15 protein-coding genes are annotated in these 17,621 nt (G+C 61.5%); 11 read left to right on the top strand and 4 right to left on the bottom strand.

The features are described 5' to 3' along the window. Positions 1-101: 101 nt before the first annotated feature. Both NEZ08_RS12990 and NEZ08_RS12985 read left to right on the top strand, forming a co-directional pair. The gene (locus NEZ08_RS12990; protein ID WP_298107380.1) at positions 102-869 is read left to right on the top strand and encodes a thioredoxin family protein; all 768 of its coding nucleotides are present in this window, start codon (positions 102-104) and stop codon (positions 867-869) included. A 431-nt stretch (positions 870-1,300) separates the two neighbouring features. Further along, entirely contained in the window at positions 1,301-1,672 is a 372-nt protein-coding gene (locus tag NEZ08_RS12985) for a DUF2794 domain-containing protein (RefSeq protein WP_298107379.1), read from the top strand. A gap of 15 nt (positions 1,673-1,687) precedes the next feature. Here NEZ08_RS12985 and NEZ08_RS12980 read toward each other — a convergent pair whose 3' ends face one another. The 4 genes from NEZ08_RS12980 to NEZ08_RS12965 form a co-directional block, all read right to left on the bottom strand. After that, entirely contained in the window at positions 1,688-2,221 is a 534-nt protein-coding gene (locus NEZ08_RS12980) for a GNAT family N-acetyltransferase (RefSeq protein WP_298107378.1), read from the bottom strand. An 83-nt stretch (positions 2,222-2,304) separates the two neighbouring features. After that, positions 2,305-3,096, bottom strand: coding sequence for a Bax inhibitor-1/YccA family protein (locus NEZ08_RS12975; protein WP_298107377.1), 792 nt, complete (start codon positions 3,094-3,096; stop codon positions 2,305-2,307). A gap of 238 nt (positions 3,097-3,334) precedes the next feature. Then, positions 3,335-5,905, bottom strand: a complete 2,571-nt coding sequence (locus tag NEZ08_RS12970) for an FtsX-like permease family protein (protein WP_298107376.1) — start codon at positions 5,903-5,905, stop codon at positions 3,335-3,337. Then, a complete protein-coding gene (locus NEZ08_RS12965; protein WP_298107375.1) occupies positions 5,902-6,633 on the bottom strand; it encodes an ABC transporter ATP-binding protein in 732 nt (243 codons plus the stop codon). Before NEZ08_RS12965 ends, NEZ08_RS12970 begins: the two co-directional genes overlap by 4 nt. Between NEZ08_RS12965 and NEZ08_RS12960 the strand changes: the two genes are divergently transcribed. The 9 genes from NEZ08_RS12960 (at position 6,632) to odhB (ending at position 17,584) form a co-directional block, all read left to right on the top strand. Further along, complete coding sequence (locus tag NEZ08_RS12960; RefSeq protein ID WP_298107374.1) at positions 6,632-7,336, top strand: arylesterase; 705 nt, start codon at positions 6,632-6,634, stop codon at positions 7,334-7,336. The two genes, NEZ08_RS12965 and NEZ08_RS12960, sit on opposite strands and share 2 nt — an antisense overlap. Before the next feature lie 179 nt (positions 7,337-7,515). Beyond that, positions 7,516-8,052 carry an RNA 2',3'-cyclic phosphodiesterase gene (thpR, locus tag NEZ08_RS12955; protein WP_298107373.1) on the top strand — a complete coding sequence of 179 codons (537 nt, stop codon included), beginning with the start codon at positions 7,516-7,518 and terminating at the stop codon, positions 8,050-8,052. A gap of 131 nt (positions 8,053-8,183) precedes the next feature. Beyond that, positions 8,184-9,368: a cell division protein ZapE gene (gene zapE, locus NEZ08_RS12950; RefSeq protein WP_298107475.1), complete on the top strand. Its 1,185-nt coding sequence runs from the start codon at positions 8,184-8,186 to the stop codon at positions 9,366-9,368. A 157-nt stretch (positions 9,369-9,525) separates the two neighbouring features. Continuing rightward, complete coding sequence (gene mdh / locus NEZ08_RS12945; protein ID WP_298107372.1) at positions 9,526-10,494, top strand: malate dehydrogenase; 969 nt, start codon at positions 9,526-9,528, stop codon at positions 10,492-10,494. A gap of 159 nt (positions 10,495-10,653) precedes the next feature. After that, positions 10,654-11,850, top strand: a complete 1,197-nt coding sequence (gene sucC, locus NEZ08_RS12940) for an ADP-forming succinate--CoA ligase subunit beta (RefSeq protein WP_298107371.1) — start codon at positions 10,654-10,656, stop codon at positions 11,848-11,850. Positions 11,851-11,852: 2 nt separating this feature from the next. Beyond that, the gene (locus NEZ08_RS12935; RefSeq protein WP_298107370.1) at positions 11,853-12,032 is read left to right on the top strand and encodes a hypothetical protein; all 180 of its coding nucleotides are present in this window, start codon (positions 11,853-11,855) and stop codon (positions 12,030-12,032) included. A 37-nt stretch (positions 12,033-12,069) separates the two neighbouring features. Continuing rightward, a complete protein-coding gene (gene sucD / locus NEZ08_RS12930) occupies positions 12,070-12,954 on the top strand; it encodes a succinate--CoA ligase subunit alpha (protein WP_298107369.1) in 885 nt (294 codons plus the stop codon). Positions 12,955-13,249: 295 nt separating this feature from the next. After that, positions 13,250-16,207, top strand: a complete 2,958-nt coding sequence (locus tag NEZ08_RS12925; RefSeq protein WP_298107368.1) for a 2-oxoglutarate dehydrogenase E1 component — start codon at positions 13,250-13,252, stop codon at positions 16,205-16,207. A gap of 132 nt (positions 16,208-16,339) precedes the next feature. After that, on the top strand, positions 16,340-17,584 hold the full coding sequence (gene odhB, locus NEZ08_RS12920; RefSeq protein ID WP_298107367.1) for a 2-oxoglutarate dehydrogenase complex dihydrolipoyllysine-residue succinyltransferase: 1,245 nt from the start codon (positions 16,340-16,342) through the stop codon (positions 17,582-17,584). Positions 17,585-17,621: the final 37 nt, after the last annotated feature.

Below are 17,621 nucleotides of genomic sequence, written 5' to 3'. Positions count from 1 at the left end.
AAAAACGGCTGCTTTACCCTGTTTTGAAAGCCTTAATGGCTTGGTGCTCTGTCAGGTGCTAGCGGCGAGAATTGGCAAACCGCAATTTCCCGGTCTTAAGTATGACGGTCATGATGGCTTGGAATTCGATTTCACGATGGTCGGGAGCCTTGGGCGTCTGCGCCATCGTCGCCGTTGTCCGTCCCGCCGCCGCGACCGAGCCCCGTGCCGTCGTCGAACTCTTCACCTCGCAGGGCTGTTCGTCCTGCCCGCCTGCCGACAAGATCATCGGTGAACTGGCCAAGGATCCTTCGGTGATCGCGCTGAGCATGCCGATCGATTATTGGGATTATCTCGGCTGGAAAGATACGCTGGCGGATGCGCGCTTCTCCGCCCGCCAGAAGGCCTATTCGCGGATGCGCGGCGACCGCGACGTCTACACGCCGCAAGCGATTATCAACGGCGAGGTCCACGTGGTCGGCAGCGATCGCGCCGGGATCGAGCGGGCGATCGGCGCGACCAGGAAAAACGACGGCGTCATGTCGGTGCCGGTTTCGATGAAGCTCTCGGGCGGGCACATCATGGTATCGGTCGCCGATGCCGGCAAGACGAGTGCTGCGACCCACGGGGAAGTCTGGATTTACTCGATCTCAAAGGCGGTGCCGATCTCGATTGCCCGTGGTGAGAATCACGGGCGTGAACTGACGTACTACAACGTCGTTCGCAACGTATTGAAGGTCGGCGATTGGAACGGCACGGCCGGCAGCTGGACGGTCCCGCTTGAGAACATTTCGCATGAAGGCGTCGATGCCGCGGCCGTTTTCGTCCAGGATGGAAGCCGGGATCGGCCGGGCGCCATGCTGGGCGCGGCATATACGTCGCTCCATTAAGCGACACCCTCCAGAGACACCGTTGGCATGGGATTGACGTGTAGGAAGACCGCGGCGCGTCTCGATCCGTCGTTGAAACTCGCGAGTTGAACGCTGCGAGAAAAAGAAAAAGGACCAACTCGCGTTGGTCCAGTCACGGATCAATCTGCGATAGACCCGGTCCCGACGACCCCGGGGGGCTGGGGGCTGAGGAATCCGGTATCGAAAGGACCGGGCCAACGCAGGTGATTCTTATCGCAATGTAGCAGGGCACGCGCTGGGCGGAAGTGGGGCGGTATTATGATTGAACTAACGATCCCGTGACGGATCGGAAATCGCAGTTCCAGGTGAAGTTTCCCGCTTGAAAGCGAGGGTGCGATAACACCGCCCCTTGCGGAGCGGTTCAGTCGGCGCGATCATATCAGTTAAATGACAAGGATAGGAGTTGCGCCGTGAGTTTGATCTCGGAGGATACCGATCCAAGCGAGGCACGCGCCGCGGCGCGCCAGACCGCTGCGGCCGCTTTGCCCAACCGGGTGACGTTCAATCGTCTCGAACTCAATCGCATCTTGAATTTGTACGGACGCATGGTGTCCGACGGAGAGTGGCGCGACTACGCCATCGATTTTCTGCGCGATCGCGCGGTGTTCTCGATCTTCCGCCGCGCCTCGGAAGTTCCGCTTTACCGGATCGAGAAGGATCCGCGGCTGGCACGCAAGCAGGGCATGTATAGCGTGATTTCGGCCAGCGGCTTGATCCTGCGCCGCGGCCATGAGCTCGATCGCGTATTGCTGGTGATCGACCGCAAGCTGGCCGTGGTTTAACCAAAGGAGGCCGCATCAAGTAGCAGGCGGCACCGTGGTGGCTCCCTCGCCAAGCCTTCGCTGCATCATTACCGTGTCGAGCCAGCGGCCAAACTTCAGTCCGACACTCGGGTGAGTCCCGATCATCTGGAAGCCGCAAGCCGTGTGGACGCCGATCGAGGCGGCATTGGCCGAATCGCCGATCACCGCGATCATCTGTCGGAAGCCGCGCGTCTCGCAGTCAGCAATCAAACGTTCCAGCAATTGCCGGCCGATGCCGCGGCGGTGAATCGCGGTTGCCAGATACACTGAGTTCTCGACGGTGAAACGATAGGCCGGACGTGGCCGATAGGGACCCGCATAGGCATATCCGGTCACGCGCCCTCCCAGCACTGCCGCCAAGTATGGAAAGCCGCCGTCGGTCAGCGTCCGAAAGCGCCGCGTCATCTCAGCCAGATCAGGTGGAATAAGCTCGAAGGTTGCGGTTCCGAAGCGGACCGCCTCCGCGTAGATATCGGTGATAGCGGGAAGATCGGCGGCGCTGGCCGGTCTGATTTCAAGCGACAACATTCGCGAAGATTATTTTCGCCCGGCGAAAAAGGAAAGCCCCGGCCTTTCGGCCGGGGCTTTCCGATCTGGACGGACGGTGCGCCTCAGTCGCGCTGGCCGAGCAGTTGCAACAGCAGCGTGAACAGGTTGATGAAGTTCAGGTACAGCGACAGGGCTCCGATGATCGAGGCGCGCTCGGCCACGTCACCGCCGGCGCCCGCATAGCCATAGATGTAATCGTTCTTCAGCCGCTGTGTATCCCACGCGGTGAGACCTGCGAACACCATGACGCCGATCACTGAAACCACGAACTGGAGCATCGAGCTGCCAAGGAAGATGTTGACCAGGCTCGCGATAATGATGCCGATCAGACCCATGAACAGGAACGAGCCCATCCCGGTCAGATCACGCCGCGTTGTATAGCCATAGAGGCTCAGCGCACCAAAGGTGGCCGCGGTGATGAAGAACACCCGCACGATCGAGGTATGCGTATACACCAGGAAGATCGAGGAGAGTGAAACGCCCATCAAGGCCGAGAATACCCAGAACAGCATTTGAGCGGTTGAAGGGGCGAGGCGGTTGATGCCGGCCGAGATCGCGAAAACCATCGCCAGCGGCGCCAGGATGAACAGCCACTTCAGCGGGCTGACGAACATCGCGTATCCAAAGGGCGTCAGGAATGCGCTGCCGATCTTGGCAGCGGCGCCGGAGGGCTCAGTGGTTACGGCGGCCATATAGATTCCAAGCGCGGCGAAGCCGGTGATGGCCAGGCCAATGCTCATGTAGTTGTAGATGCGCAGCATGTAGGCGCGCAAACCGGCGTCGACGGTAGCGGCGTCAACGCGCCCGGCGGCCCGGCCGAAGGGAGAAGCGTAGTTGCGGTCTAGGTCCGACATGGTCGAATTCCTGTTTGTTGCCTGACAGGCAAAGGGATCTCGCCTGCTAGAATTATCCCAGACACCGGCGCATGCCGAGATTAATTTTGCTTCATGAAACGGCGTCTGGTCTTCGCCTTGATATTTGGGAAACTAACACGATCGCCACAAGCATTCATGCGCGGCCGAATGTCGCTAGGTTTCGCGCCTGCGGGCTGGTCCAGCCAGAAACTTTAAAATAAGTTTTATGTTTGCGCCTTCACAGGTTTCTTAGCACCGCAGCCGGCTTCTGGTTCAGGGCCACCAATGTCCCGGCCAGTCCCAATCCGACCGTAACGAGAAGCGCGGATACCACCACGCCGGCCGCGCTGCCTGCCTGCCAGACGAAGCTCAAGGTCATCAGCCGGGTTACGATCAGCCAAGCGGCGACTGAGCCGGAGATGACGCCAAAAATCGCCGTCGCGAGGCCGATCAAGAGATACTCGAGGGCATAGGCGCTGAGCAAACGTGCTCTGGTTGCCCCCAACGTCTTGAGAATGACCGCGTCAAAGACCCGGTGCCGGTGGCCGGCGGCAAGCGCTCCGCCGAGCACGAGGATGGCCGAAATCAGCGTGACGGCGCTGGCGCCGCGGATAGCCAGCACCAGGTTGGTGACCACGCCGCCGATCGTCTCCAGCGCTTCGCGGACCCGCACGCTGGTCACCATCGGAAAGGCGTTTGCGACCCTCTTGACGATCGCGGCATCGTCGGCCGGATCCGGATGCGCCTCGGTCAATGTTGCTATATGTGTATGAGGCGCCCCCCGGAACGTATTCGGCGAGAACACCAGCACAAAATTGATGCCGAGACCCTGCCAGTCGATGCTGCGCATGTTCCCGATCCTGGCCGAGATATCGCGGCCGAGGACATTGACCACGATCTCATCGCCGAGTTTGAGGTGGAGACCGTCGGCAATTTTCTTCTCGATCGATACCAGTGGCGGGCCATTGTAATCGGCGCCCCACCATTTGCCTTGCACGATTTTGGAGCCCTTCGGGATTTCGCCGGTTGCGGTCAGGCCACGGTCGCTTTGCAACACCCATTCGCTGTCGGTCGAGGGGTTGAGTTCTTCCGCCTTGACACCGCGCGCCGAGACAATACGTCCCCGTAACATCGAGACCTCCTCCACGGTCGATCCCGGCGCGGCCTGTTTGAGAAATGCGCCGAAGCGGTCGGCCTCCGTCGAAGGAATGTCGATGAAATAAAAGGACGGCGCGCGTTCCGGTAGGGCCGCCAGGAACTGCCGGCGCAGGTTGCCGTCGATCTGGGTGATCGTAACCAGAACGGCAAGGCCAAGACCGAGCGACATCACCACCGAGGGCGTCAGCGCGCCGGGACGATGGATATTGGTGACCGCGAGCCGCAGCATGGTCGCCGGCGATCGCGGCAGGCGGCGCGCCAGCGCCATCAGCGCGGCGGCGATGCCGCGTAACAGGGCGAAAACAGCGATCGAGGCGACAACGAAAATGGTGGCAACGCGCTTGTCGTAGGCGGCGCCGATGATGACGGCGACCAGAACCGCGATCACGGCCGCCGTCGCCAACAGATAGCTCCAGCGCGGCCGATGCCGGACGTTGGATACAGTGTCGCGAAACAGCGCCGCCACTGGAACGTGATGTACGCGGCCGAGCGGCCAGAGGCCGAAAGCAAGCGCGGTCAACAGTCCATAGGCGAGCGACAGCGCCAGTTCATTGCGATGCAGCGCAGGCTCGATCGGCAGCGGCAAAAGCTTGCCGAACACCTCCACGATGATGAATGGCAGGGCGCCGCCTGCCAAAAGCCCGATGACCGATCCAGCCAGGGCGAGCACGATCACCTGGGTTAGGTAAATCGAAAACACGTCGCGACCGGTTGCGCCGACCGCCTTGAATGTCGCGATGACATCGCGTCGCCGATCGATATGGCTCTTGACCGCATTGGCAACGCCGACACCGCCGACGAGCAGGGCGGCCAATCCGACCAGCGTCAGGAATTGGGTGAAACGGTTGATCGTGCGTTCAAGCTGGGGCGACGCGTTGTCGCGCGACCGGATTTGCCAGCCGGCATGGGGCAGCGCCTGCCGGGCATCATAGACGAACTGGGTTGTGGCGCGGTCATCACTCTTGTCGTCGGGCAGTTTGACCCGATAGGTCCAGCGCACCAGACTGCCGGGCTGGAGCAGTTGCGTGGCACGCAAACTGGCGACGCTGACCAGGAACCGCGGAGCGAATCCGAGGCCGCCTGCGAGCTTGTCCGGTTCGGCCTCGACGATGCTGCGAATCTGGAAGGTCGCCTGGCCGACATGGACGCGATCGCCAAGCTTCAGGTCAAGCCGGGCCAGCAGCGTCTGATCGGCTGCGGCCCCGTACACGCCGTCGTGTTCGGCGAGCAGCTCAGCGATCGGCATATCGGGGCCAAGTGAAAGTTGGCCCAGCATCGGGTAGTTGCGATCTACCGCCTTCATCTCTACCAGGGCCAGGCGGCCGTCGGCGGCGCGCGCCATAGTGCGAAGCGAAGCCGTAACGGCCACCTCACCATGTGTGCGCAGGAAGGCGAGTTCTTCGGGATTTGCTTCGCGCTGCATCAGCGAGAAGGCGGCATCGCCGCCGAGCAGCGTGCGGCCCTCGCGCGCCAATCCGTCGCCGAGGCTGGCAGCGACCGAACCGACGCCGGAAATCGTCATCACGCCGAGCCCGATGCAGGCGATGAAGACATAGAAGCCGCGCAGGCCGCCGCGCAGTTCGCGCAAGGCATAGCGCAGTGGGACGGAGGCTCGCCGCCTGGCGCTCACGGGTTCAGCGACAACTGTCATGAAGCAGCGCTATCCTCGGCCCGCTCTTCGATGCGGCCCGAGCGCAGCCGCACCACGCGGTCGCAGCGATGCGCCAGTGAGGCGTCGTGGGTCACCAGCACCAGCGTCATGCCGCGCTCGGCATGCTTGGTGAACAGGAGATCGACGATTTGTTTGCCGGTGGTTTCATCGAGATTGCCCGTGGGTTCGTCGGCCACCAGGATCGCCGGATCGGGCGCCAGCGCTCGGGCGAGCGCGACGCGCTGTTGCTCGCCGCCTGAAAGCTGCGCGGGATAGTGATGCAGCCGGTCACCCAATCCAACCGATGCGAGCTCGTGCGCGGCGCGCGCCGAGGCTTCGGCATTTCCGGCGAGTTCCAGCGGCACCGCGACATTTTCCAGCGCCGTCATGGTGGGAATCAGATGAAAGGACTGGAAGACAATGCCGACCTGACGGCCGCGAAACCTGGCCAATGCGTCCTCGCTGAGGCCATTGAAGGTAGTTCCTCCCACCACCACCTCTCCACTGTCGGGACGCTCCAGTCCCGCCATCACCATGAGGAGCGTGGACTTTCCCGAGCCTGACGGACCGATCAGGCCAAGCGCTTCGCCAGACCCGACGCGCAGGCTGATGTCCTTGAGGATATGGACGCGCGCCGCGCCGCTGCCGAGCGAGAGATTGACGTGGGAGATGAAAATGCTGTCCGGTGCAAGGCCGGACACGGATGAAGGCTTTGTGAGAGTATCCATGGCTAGCTCATATGGTAGTTCCTCCTGCGGGGTCGAGAGGTTTGGTTCGCTGCTCAAGCAAATGCTCGTGTGGAGTTTGCTGTTAATTGCGGCGGAACCGGCTCTTGCGCAGGCTCCGGCGGCTTCCATTGTCGCCCCGATAAAGATGGTCGTGCTCGGCGACTCCTTGAGCGCGGGATTTGGATTGTCAGGCGCGGATGCATTTCCGGCCAAGCTGCAAAAAGCATTGAAAGCCAGAGGCATAGACGTCGATGTGACCAACGCCGGCGTTTCCGGCGACACCGCATCCGGCGGCCGTGATCGTCTCGACTGGTCAGTGCCGCAGGGAACCCAGGCCGTCATCGTTGAGCTTGGCGCCAACGACGCGCTTCGCGGGATCGATCCGGCGATCACCCGCGCGGCCTTGGCCGACATCGTGAAACGGCTGAAGGCGCGCGGCATCGCGGTGATGTTGTGCGGCATGCTCGCGCCGCCGAACGATGGAGCCGACTTTGCCGCCCGCTTCAATTCGATCTATCCTGATCTCGCCAAAGCCTACGACGTGCCGCTCTATGCCTTTTTCCTTGAGGGGGTGGCGGCCGATCCGAAACTCAATCAAGCTGACGGCATGCATCCAACCGCGGAGGGAGTTGACATCATCGTCAAGAATATCCTGCCCAGCGTTGAGGCATTTCTCGGCTCGATATCCAGACACGCGAGCTGAAGAGCGAGGCCGGCGGCGGACCTTTACTGAACAGTTAACGGGAGATGCTTCGCAGAGTCACATAACTACGCTAAAAATTGTTGCCGGTGATTCGTCGCCGGTATCCGCCAGTGAACATGATCTCCAGGGAAGCTGATATTCCTGCTTTCGAATCATGTTCCAGCATCGGGAGTCATGCGATGCCGCGTCTGTTTACCGGACTGGAAATTCCCCCCGAAATCGGTCAAACCCTCTCCTCTTTGCGTGGCGGACTGCCGGGCGCGCGCTGGATCGATCCTGAAAATTATCACGTCACCTTGCGCTTTATCGGCGATATCGACGGCGTCTCCGCCAACGAGATCGCCTCAATGCTGTTTCGGGTGAACCGCAAGCCGTTCGAGGTCGCGGTCCAGGGCCTCTCCAGCTTTGGCGGCAAGAAGCCGCGCGCGGTGGTCGCCAACGTCGCCCCGAGCCGGCCGCTGATCGAACTGCAAGCCGAACTCGAACGTTTGATGCAGCGGATCGGGCTCGATCCGGAGGGACGAAAATTCACTCCGCATGTCACGCTGGCGCGGCTGCGCGACGCCTCCACACAGGATGTCGCCGACTATCTTTCGGTTCGGGGTTATTTCCCTGCCAAGGTGTTCACGGCTTCCCGCTTTGTGCTGTTTTCCTCGCGTGCCTCGACCGGCGGCGGACCTTACGTGGTCGAGGACTCCTACGCGCTGAGCGCATAAAGCAGAATTTAATTTCGGCTACAGACGGCGCCCCTCGAAACCGCATCGCGTGCTTGCTTAGGCAGGGTGCAGGGTGCCAATGCCGATTCACGACTTGCAATTTGTTCAGGGTTGGGCCGTAAAGTGGGATGATGTTGTCCCCGCCGCCTGCTTCTTTCCTGAAAGCTTACGAATTGCTGGTTGCTTCCAGCGCGATCGAGCCGGATGCTGCGCAGCGCGAGGTCGCGGACGCCTTCGGCGATCTCGACCAAAGGCTTTCGCATTACAAGCCGCCGCGCAAGCAGGGCCTGCTCGGCAGGCTGTTCGCCGACAAGGACAATGGCGCGCCGCACGGTCTCTACGTTCATGGCGAGGTCGGGCGGGGTAAGACCATGCTGATGGACCTGTTCTTTCAGCAATGTCCGATCGATCATAAGCGCCGCGCGCATTTCCACGAATTCATGACCGAGGTGCACGAGCGCATTTATGGCTTTCGCCAGCAGGTCTCGCGCGGCGAAATCCCCGATGCCGATGTGATCGCGCTCACAGCAAACGCGATCTTCGAGCAGGCGTGGCTGTTATGCTTCGACGAATTCCACGTGACGGATATTGCCGACGCCATGATCTTGGGGCGGCTGTTCGCGCGTCTCTTCGAACTCGGCACTGTAGTTGTGGCAACCTCCAACGTCGCGCCTGAAGATCTCTATAAAGGCGGGCTGAACCGATCGTTGTTTTTGCCGTTCATTGCGCAGATCGAAGAGCACATGAGAGTGCTGCGGCTCGAGGCACGCACCGATTTCCGGCTGGAAAAGCTTGCCGGCGTCAAAATGTGGCTGGTGCCCGCCGATGCGGCGGCTGCCGCCGCGCTCGACAAGGCCTGGGCAAAGATGACCGGAAACGCGCCCCGCCGCCCGCGCGACATCTCGATCAAGGGCCGCAACCTGCATGTGCCTTGTTCGGCCAATGGCGTGGCGCGTTTTTCCTTCGCCGATCTTTGCGAGCAGCCGCTTGCTGCATCCGACTACCTTCGACTCGCTCGCGACTATCACACGCTTATGATCGATCGCATTCCGGTGATGGATTACCCCGAGCGCAACGCGGCCAAGCGGTTCATCACCCTCATAGACACCCTCTACGACAATGGCGTGAAGCTGATGGCCTCGGCAGCAGCCGATCCGTTGTCGCTTTACCTCGCGAGCGACGGCATTGAGGCCAGCGAATTCAAGCGGACCTCCTCGCGCCTGATCGAGATGGGCTCGCAATCCTACTTGGGCCGGCCGCACGGTCACAAGGATTCGGCGGCCAGTGGTTCGACCACCGGACTGGTCGAGACGTAATTTGCTGGCGTTATTTGCAGTCGTTCCGGGACGCCGTTCGGCCTGTACCCGGTCGGCCCGACAATTGAGCAGGCGCGGCTTGAACGGGGCAGGCGAAAGGGATAACCAGCCTCAAACGCCTTTCATCCACCTCAATCGCTTCAAAGGAAAACTCCCCATGGCGCGCGACAAGATTGCTCTGATTGGCTCAGGCCAGATCGGCGGAACGCTGGCCCATCTCATCGGCCTCAAGGAACTCGGCGACGTTGTCATGTTCGACATTGCTGAGGGCGTGCCGCAGGGCAAATCGCTCGATATTGCGCAATCCTCACCGGTCGATGGCTTTGATGCAAACCTCACGGGCGCCAATTCCTACGAAGCGCTCGACGGCGCGGACGTGTGCATCGTCACTGCCGGCGTGCCGCGCAAGCCCGGCATGAGCCGCGACGATCTTCTTTCCATCAATCTCAAGGTGATGGAGCAGGTCGGCGCCGGCATCAAGAAATATGCCCCCAACGCTTTCGTCATCTGCATCACCAACCCGCTCGACGCCATGGTCTGGGCGCTGCAAAAGGCATCCGGCCTGCCGCACAAGAAGGTGGTCGGCATGGCGGGCGTGCTGGATTCATCGCGCTTCCGTTATTTCCTGGCCGACGAATTCAACGTTTCGGTCGAGGACGTCACCGCTTTCGTCCTCGGCGGGCACGGCGACACCATGGTGCCGCTGGTGCGCTACTCCACGGTGGCCGGTATTCCGCTTCCCGATCTGGTCAAGATGGGTTGGACCTCGCAGTCCCGTCTCGACGCGATTGTTGACCGTACCCGCAACGGGGGCGCCGAGATCGTCAACCTGCTGAAGACCGGTTCGGCGTTCTATGCGCCGGCAGCGTCCGCGATTGCCATGGCCGAGAGTTACCTGAAGGACAAGAAGCGCGTACTGCCCTGCGCTGCCTATCTCAACGGTGAATACGGCGTGAAGGACATGTATGTCGGCGTGCCCGTCGTGATCGGCGGCAAAGGCGTTGAGCGCGTTGTTGAGATCGAACTCGCGGGCAAGGATCGCGAGGCCTTCGACAAATCGGTCGCCGCGGTCCAGGGATTGGTCGAGGCCTGCAAAAAGATCGCGCCGGACCTGCTGGGCCGCTGATTTTCGGAAGCTTTTGCCGAAGATCGAGCCTCGATCTTCGGCATCTCACTTTTCGGCCCAGGTTGGGTTGCAGTTCTTTTGGTATGTGGTATGCCACGTGGCAGAGTCGCTGGGAACTTGCCAAGAACCACGGCGACCTAAGGTTCGGGGAGCGTTCAAATGAACATTCATGAATATCAGGCCAAAGCCCTGCTCAGCGAGTTCGGTGTCGCCATTTCCAAAGGCGTGCCGGTGCTGAAGGCTACCGATTCCGATGCGGCCGCGAAGAGCCTTCCCGGTCCGGTCTGGGTGGTGAAAAGCCAGATTCATGCTGGTGGCCGCGGCAAGGGCACGTTCAAGGAAGCCTCCGCCGGCGGCAAAGGCGGGGTCCGCATCGCCAAGTCGGTCGCCGAAGTCAACGAATTCGCCAAGCAGATGCTGGGCGCAACGCTGGTGACCGTGCAGACCGGCGCGCAAGGCAAGCAGGTCAACCGCCTCTACATCGAAGAGGGCTCCGACATAGACAAGGAGTTCTATCTCTCGATCCTGGTGAACCGCGAAACCTCCAAAGTATCATTCGTGGTCTCGACCGAAGGCGGGGTCAACATCGAGGAAGTCGCACACAAGACCCCGGAGAAGATCGTCAGCTTCTCCGTCGATCCAGCCACCGGAATCATGGGCCATCACGGTCGCACCGTGGCGAAGGCGCTGAATCTCACCGGCGACCTTGCCAAGCAGGCGGAAAAGCTGGCGGCCCAGCTCTATGCCGCCTTCACGGCCAAGGACATGGCAATGCTGGAAATCAATCCGTTGGTCGTTACCAAGCAGGGCCAGCTCCGCGTCCTAGACGCCAAGGTGTCGTTCGACGACAACGCCTTGTTCCGCCATCCCGAAATCGTCGTGCTGCGTGACGAGACCGAAGAAGACGCCAAGGAAATCGAGGCGTCGAAATACGATCTCAACTATGTCGCGCTCGACGGCACCATAGGCTGCATGGTCAATGGCGCCGGACTTGCCATGGCGACGATGGACATCATCAAGCTCTACGGCATGTCGCCGGCGAACTTCCTCGATGTCGGCGGCAGCGCCAGCAAGGAAAAGGTCGCGGCCGCCTTCAAGATCATCACAGCCGATCCCAATGTGAGGGGCATTCTGGTCAACATCTTCGGCGGCATTATGAAATGCGACGTCATCGCCGAAGGAGTGGTCGCGGCGGTGAAGGAAGTCGGTCTCAAGGTGCCGCTGGTGGTGCGCCTCGAGGGCACGAACGTCGATGCCGGCAAGAAAATCATCCGCGAATCCGGTCTCAACGTGCTGCCCGCGGATGATCTCGATGACGCCGCGCAGAAGATCGTCAAGGCCGTCAAGGGAGCCTGACGATGGCCGATCATCTCGTTGCGCCGATGCCGCTCGAAGATTGCCGCAATCTCGCGGCGTCCGCGGGCGAATGGGCCGGCCAGGAGACGGTCTATCCCTCGCGCTGCACCGAAGGCGCGGACGCAATCTCCGGGGTGAATGCCCGCATCGATCTCACCGGCTTCTACCGGCGAATCCACTGACCCCCTTTTCCGATTATTTCGCGAAGGCATCTCATCCATGTCCATCCTGATCGACAAGAATACCAAAGTCATCTGCCAGGGCTTCACCGGCAAGAACGGCACGTTCCATTCCGAAGCCGCGATCGCTTACGGCACCAAGATGGTCGGCGGCACCTCGCCAGGCAAAGGCGGATCGAAGCACCTCGGTCTGCCGGTGTTCGACACGGTGGCGGAAGCGCGTGAGAAGACCGGTGCGGATGCGAGCGTGATCTATGTGCCGCCGCCGGGCGCAGCCGACGCGATCTGCGAGGCGATCGATGCGGAGATTCCGCTGATCGTCTGCATCACCGAAGGCATTCCGGTACTCGACATGGTGCGGGTGAAGCGCTCGCTCTCGGGTTCGAAGTCGCGGCTGATTGGGCCGAATTGCCCGGGCGTGATGACCGCGGGCGAGTGTAAGATAGGCATCATGCCGGCCAACATCTTCCGGCCCGGCAATGTCGGCATCGTCTCGCGTTCGGGCACGCTGACCTATGAGGCGGTGTTCCAGACCAGCCAGGAAGGCCTCGGCCAGACCACCGCCGTTGGTATCGGCGGCGACCCCGTCAAGGGCACCGAATTTATCGACGTGCTGGAGATGTTTCTGGCGGATCCCAAGACCACCTCGATTATTATGATTGGAGAAATCGGCGGCACCGCCGAGGAGGATGCGGCCCAGTTCCTCAAGGATGAGGCGAAGCGGGGCCGCAAAAAGCCAATGGTCGGGTTCATTGCCGGCGTCACGGCCCCCCCCGGACGGCGCATGGGCCATGCCGGTGCCATCATATCTGGCGGCAAGGGTGACGCCGGATCAAAGTCCGCAGCCATGGAATCGGCGGGAATTAGCGTCTCCCCTTCGCCGGCGCGGCTCGGGAAGACGCTTGTCGAAAAATTGAAAGCTTAATTCACTCCTTAGTTGTTTTCCGGGCGAAGTTTCTTCCTAAATGGGGTACAGGTTCTGCACTAGCCGATCTGCTTATCGCAGACCGGCTAGTGCCCCGATTCTGACATTCGCATCCTGTCGCGGAGGGTTCGTTTGCGAGTGCCACAATCCAAGGGGCGCTAGAGGATCAAAATTCTAGTGCGGCCTCGGATTTGACATTCGCCTGAGAACTCGCGGCGATACCGAGCGAATGTCAAATCCGCCGCCCTAGCGCGCCGTCTGTTACGCGCGATGAAGAAAATCATCAGGACGCCCCATGTCTCGCCAAGATGCGAACGCCGCTTTTGCCCTCTCGTCTTTTTTGCAGGGCACCAACGCCACCTATATCGACGAAATATATGCCCGCTACGAAAGCGACCCCACCTCGGTCGACGCCGAGTGGCAGGAGTTCTTCAAAAGCCTGAAGGACACCCCCGCCGACGTTCACAAGAACGCCGAGGGGCCGTCGTGGAGCAAAGGGAACTGGCCGGTCACGCCGCGCGACGATCTGATCTCGGCACTGGATGGCAACTGGGCGGAAGTCGAAACGGCGGTTTCCACTAAGCTCGCCGCCAAGGCCCAGGCCGCAGCCAGCGAACTCTCCTCGGACGATGTGCACCAGGCGACCCGCGATTCGGTTCGCGCACTGATGCTGATTCGCGCCTATCGGATGCGCGGACATTTCCATGCCAAGCTCGACCCGCTCGGCATCGAAGCGCCGCGCGACCGCGAAGAACTCGATCCACGCTCCTACGGCTTCACGGAAGCCGATTTCGACCGGAAGATTTTCCTCGATCACGTGCTGGGGCTCGAATACGGCACCTTGCGCGAAATCGTCGCGATCTGCGAGCGTACCTACTGCCAGACGCTGGGCGTCGAGTTCATGCACATCTCCAACGCCGCGCAGAAAGCCTGGATCCAGGAGCGGATCGAGGGGCCGGATAAAGAAATTTCCTTCACCCGCGAAGGCCGCCGCGCGATCCTCAACAAGCTTGTCGAGGCCGAAGGTTTCGAAAAATTCTGCGATCTCAAGTTCACCGGCACCAAGCGCTTTGGTCTCGATGGTGGCGAATCACTGATTCCGGCGCTGGAGCAGATCATCAAGCGCGGCGGCAATCTCGGCGTAAAGGAAATCGTGCTCGGCATGCCGCATCGCGGCCGCCTCAACGTGCTCACACAGGTGATGGGTAAGCCTCATCGCGCGCTGTTCCACGAATTCAAGGGCGGGTCGGCCAATCCCGACGTGGTCGAGGGTTCGGGCGACGTCAAATATCACCTCGGTGCCTCTTCGGACCGCGAATTCGACAACAACAAGATCCATCTGTCGCTGACGGCAAACCCGTCGCATCTGGAAATCGTCGACCCGGTGGTGCTCGGCAAGGTGCGTGCCAAGCAGGACCAGCATGGCGATCCGCCGGACATGCGGATTTCAGTGCTGCCGCTGCTGATGCATGGCGACGCTGCTTTCGCCGGCCAGGGCGTGGTAGCTGAATGCTTCAGCCTGTCCGACCTGAAGGGCTACCGCACCGGCGGCTCGGTGCATTTCATCGTCAACAACCAGATCGGCTTCACCACCTATCCGCGTTATTCGCGCTCGTCGCCTTATCCGTCGGACGTCGCGAAGATGATCGATGCGCCGATCTTCCACGTGAATGGCGACGATCCGGAAGCGGTGGTTTTCGCCGCGAAGGTCGCGATCGAATTCCGGCAGAAATTCCACAAGCCGGTCGTCATCGATATGTTCTGTTATCGCCGCCATGGCCACAACGAGGGCGATGAGCCGGCATTTACCCAGCCGGTGATGTACAAGAGGATCGGCTCGCACCCGACGACGCTCGAGATCTATGCGAAGCGGCTGATCGCCGAAGGCGTGATGACCGAAGGCGAGGTCGAGAAGGCCAAGGCCGACTGGCGCGCGCGGCTCGATGCTGAATTCGAGGCGGGCGTCGGCTACAAGCCCAACAAAGCCGACTGGCTCGACGGCAAGTGGGCCGGCTTCAAGATCGCTGACCAGGAAGAGGATGCGCGCCGCGGCGTGACCGGGGTCAATACCGCCGTCCTGAAGGACATCGGCCGCAAAATCACCAAGGTGCCGGACGGTTTCCGCGTTCACCGCACCATTCAGCGCTTCCTCGACAACCGTGCCAAGGCGCTCGACAGCGGTATCGGCATCGACTGGGCGACGGGAGAGGCGCTGGCATTCTGCTCGCTGTTGCAGGAAGGTCATCACGTGCGGCTCTCGGGTCAGGATTCCGAGCGCGGCACGTTCTCGCAGCGCCATTCGGTCCTGATCGACCAGGAAGACGAAAGCCGATACACGCCGTTCAACCATCTCGGCGGCGATCAGGGGCATTACGAGGTCATCAACTCGCTGCTGTCGGAAGAAGCCGTGCTCGGCTTCGAATACGGCTACTCGCTCGCCGAGCCGAACGCGCTCGCGATCTGGGAGGCGCAGTTCGGCGATTTCGCCAATGGCGCCCAGGTCGTGTTCGACCAGTTCATCTCCTCGGGCGAGCGCAAGTGGCTGCGCATGTCGGGCCTCGTTTGCCTCTTGCCGCATGGATATGAAGGACAGGGTCCCGAGCATTCCTCGGCGCGGCTCGAGCGCTACCTGCAACTCTGCGCCGAAGACAACATGCAGGTCGTTTATCCCACGACGCCCGCCAATTACTTCCATGTGCTGCGGCGGCAGCTGCATCGCGAGATCCGCAAACCGCTGATCCTGATGACGCCGAAGTCGCTGTTGCGTCACAAGCGCGCGGTGTCGCGGCTCGACGAACTCGGCGAGGGAACCACCTTCCATCGCATTCTCTACGATGACGCCCAGATGCTCGCCGATGAGAAGATCAAGCTCGCGCCGGACGAGAAGGTCAAACGAATCGTGCTGTGCTCGGGCAAGGTCTACTATGATCTCTATGAAGAGCGCGAAAAGCGCGGCATCGATGACATCTACCTGATGCGCGTCGAGCAGCTCTATCCGGTGCCGTTGAAGGCGCTGGTGGTGGAGCTTTCAAGGTTCAAGACCGCCGAGGTGGTCTGGTGCCAGGAAGAGCCCCGCAACATGGGTGCCTGGCATTTCATCGAGCCCTATTTGGAATGGGTGCTTAACCAGATCAGCGCCACCTACAGGCGCCCGCGCTATGCGGGCCGCGCGGCCGCTGCGGCTACCGCGACCGGATTGATGTCGAAACATCTGGCGCAGCTCAAAGCGCTGCTCGATGAGGCGCTGAACTGAATTTTCATTTCGTCATGCCCCGCGAAGGGGGCATCCAGCACACCGCGCCGCCCGTCTTAGTTCACGACGCGGACCATTGGATCGTCCGCCTTCGCGGATGATGACGGCAGTAGCGATTGGGGAAGAAAGACCATGACTGAAATTCGCGTGCCGACGCTCGGCGAATCCGTGACTGAGGCGACCATCGGCCGCTGGTTCAAGAAGGCCGGTGACATCGTCGCGGTCGACGAGCCGCTGGTCGAGCTCGAAACCGACAAGGTGACCATTGAGGTCCCGGCGCCGTCCGCCGGCGTGCTCGGCGAGATCAGTGCCAAGGATGGCGAGACGGTTGCCGTCGGCGCGCTGCTCGGGCAGATCACGGACGGCGCGGCTGCCGCCGCCGCCAAGCCTGCCGCCGCTCCCGCCAGAGCCGCCCCACCGCCACCGCCTCCTGCGGCGGCCGCACCGGCGCCTGCCGCCAAGGTGCCTCCATCAGACGCCCCGCTCGCGCCGTCGGTGCGCAAGCTGTCCGCCGAAAGCGGTGTCGATGCCTCGACCGTTCCCGGTTCGGGCAAGGACGGTCGCGTCACCAAGGGCGACATGCTGGCCGCGATCGAGAAGGCCGCTTCGGCGCCAACGCCGGTCAATCAGCCGGCGGCGGCGGTGCAGGTCCGCGCGCCATCGCCGGCCGACGATGCGGCGCGCGAAGAGCGGGTGAAGATGACGCGGCTGCGCCAGACCATTGCGCGGCGGCTGAAGGACGTACAGAACACGGCGGCGATGCTCACGACCTTCAACGAGGTCGACATGACCAACGTGATGGCGTTGCGCGCGCACTACAAGGACGTGTTCGAGAAGAAGCACGGCAGCAAGCTCGGCTTCATGGGCTTCTTCACCAAAGCCTGCGTGCAGGCGCTGAAGGACATTCCGGCGGTCAACGCCGAGATCGACGGCACTGATCTGATCTACAAGAATTACTATCACATTGGCGTGGCGGTCGGAACCGACAAGGGCCTTGTCGTGCCGGTCGTGCGCGACTGCGACCACAAGTCGATTGCGGAGATCGAAAAGAGCATCGCCGATTATGGCCGCCGCGCCCGCGACGGCCAGCTCAAGATCGACGAGATGCAAGGCGGCACCTTCACCATCACCAATGGCGGCATCTACGGCTCGTTGATGTCGACGCCGATCCTCAATGCGCCGCAATCGGGGATCCTTGGCATGCACAAGATCCAGGAGCGTCCGATGGCGGTCGGAGGCGAGATCGAAATCCGGCCGATGATGTATCTGGCACTGTCCTACGACCACCGCGTCATCGACGGCAAAGAAGCGGTGACCTTCCTGGTGCGCGTCAAGGAGAGCCTGGAAGATCCGGCGCGGCTGGTGCTGGATCTCTGAGCAAGGCTCGCAGTGACGCTGTCAAATCCTTAATTCT

Source organism: Bradyrhizobium sp., assembly GCF_027451485.1.
Taxonomy (GTDB): domain Bacteria; phylum Pseudomonadota; class Alphaproteobacteria; order Rhizobiales; family Xanthobacteraceae; genus Bradyrhizobium.
This window is presented reverse-complemented; position numbering and strand designations above follow the sequence as displayed.

Coding starts and splice junctions, on each gene's coding strand:
- NEZ08_RS12990 (WP_298107380.1), top strand. CDS start 102: ATGACGGTCATGATGGCTTGGAATTCGATTTCACGATGGTCGGGAGCC.
- NEZ08_RS12980 (WP_298107378.1), bottom strand. CDS start 2,221: ATGTTGTCGCTTGAAATCAGACCGGCCAGCGCCGCCGATCTTCCCGCT.
- NEZ08_RS12975 (WP_298107377.1), bottom strand. CDS start 3,096: ATGTCGGACCTAGACCGCAACTACGCTTCTCCCTTCGGCCGGGCCGCC.
- NEZ08_RS12970 (WP_298107376.1), bottom strand. CDS start 5,905: ATGACAGTTGTCGCTGAACCCGTGAGCGCCAGGCGGCGAGCCTCCGTC.
- NEZ08_RS12960 (WP_298107374.1), top strand. CDS start 6,632: ATGGCTAGCTCATATGGTAGTTCCTCCTGCGGGGTCGAGAGGTTTGGT.
- NEZ08_RS12965 (WP_298107375.1), bottom strand. CDS start 6,633: ATGGATACTCTCACAAAGCCTTCATCCGTGTCCGGCCTTGCACCGGAC.
- thpR (WP_298107373.1), top strand. CDS start 7,516: ATGCCGCGTCTGTTTACCGGACTGGAAATTCCCCCCGAAATCGGTCAA.
- zapE (WP_298107475.1), top strand. CDS start 8,184: ATGTTGTCCCCGCCGCCTGCTTCTTTCCTGAAAGCTTACGAATTGCTG.
- mdh (WP_298107372.1), top strand. CDS start 9,526: ATGGCGCGCGACAAGATTGCTCTGATTGGCTCAGGCCAGATCGGCGGA.
- sucC (WP_298107371.1), top strand. CDS start 10,654: ATGAACATTCATGAATATCAGGCCAAAGCCCTGCTCAGCGAGTTCGGT.
- NEZ08_RS12935 (WP_298107370.1), top strand. CDS start 11,853: ATGGCCGATCATCTCGTTGCGCCGATGCCGCTCGAAGATTGCCGCAAT.
- sucD (WP_298107369.1), top strand. CDS start 12,070: ATGTCCATCCTGATCGACAAGAATACCAAAGTCATCTGCCAGGGCTTC.
- NEZ08_RS12925 (WP_298107368.1), top strand. CDS start 13,250: ATGTCTCGCCAAGATGCGAACGCCGCTTTTGCCCTCTCGTCTTTTTTG.
- odhB (WP_298107367.1), top strand. CDS start 16,340: ATGACTGAAATTCGCGTGCCGACGCTCGGCGAATCCGTGACTGAGGCG.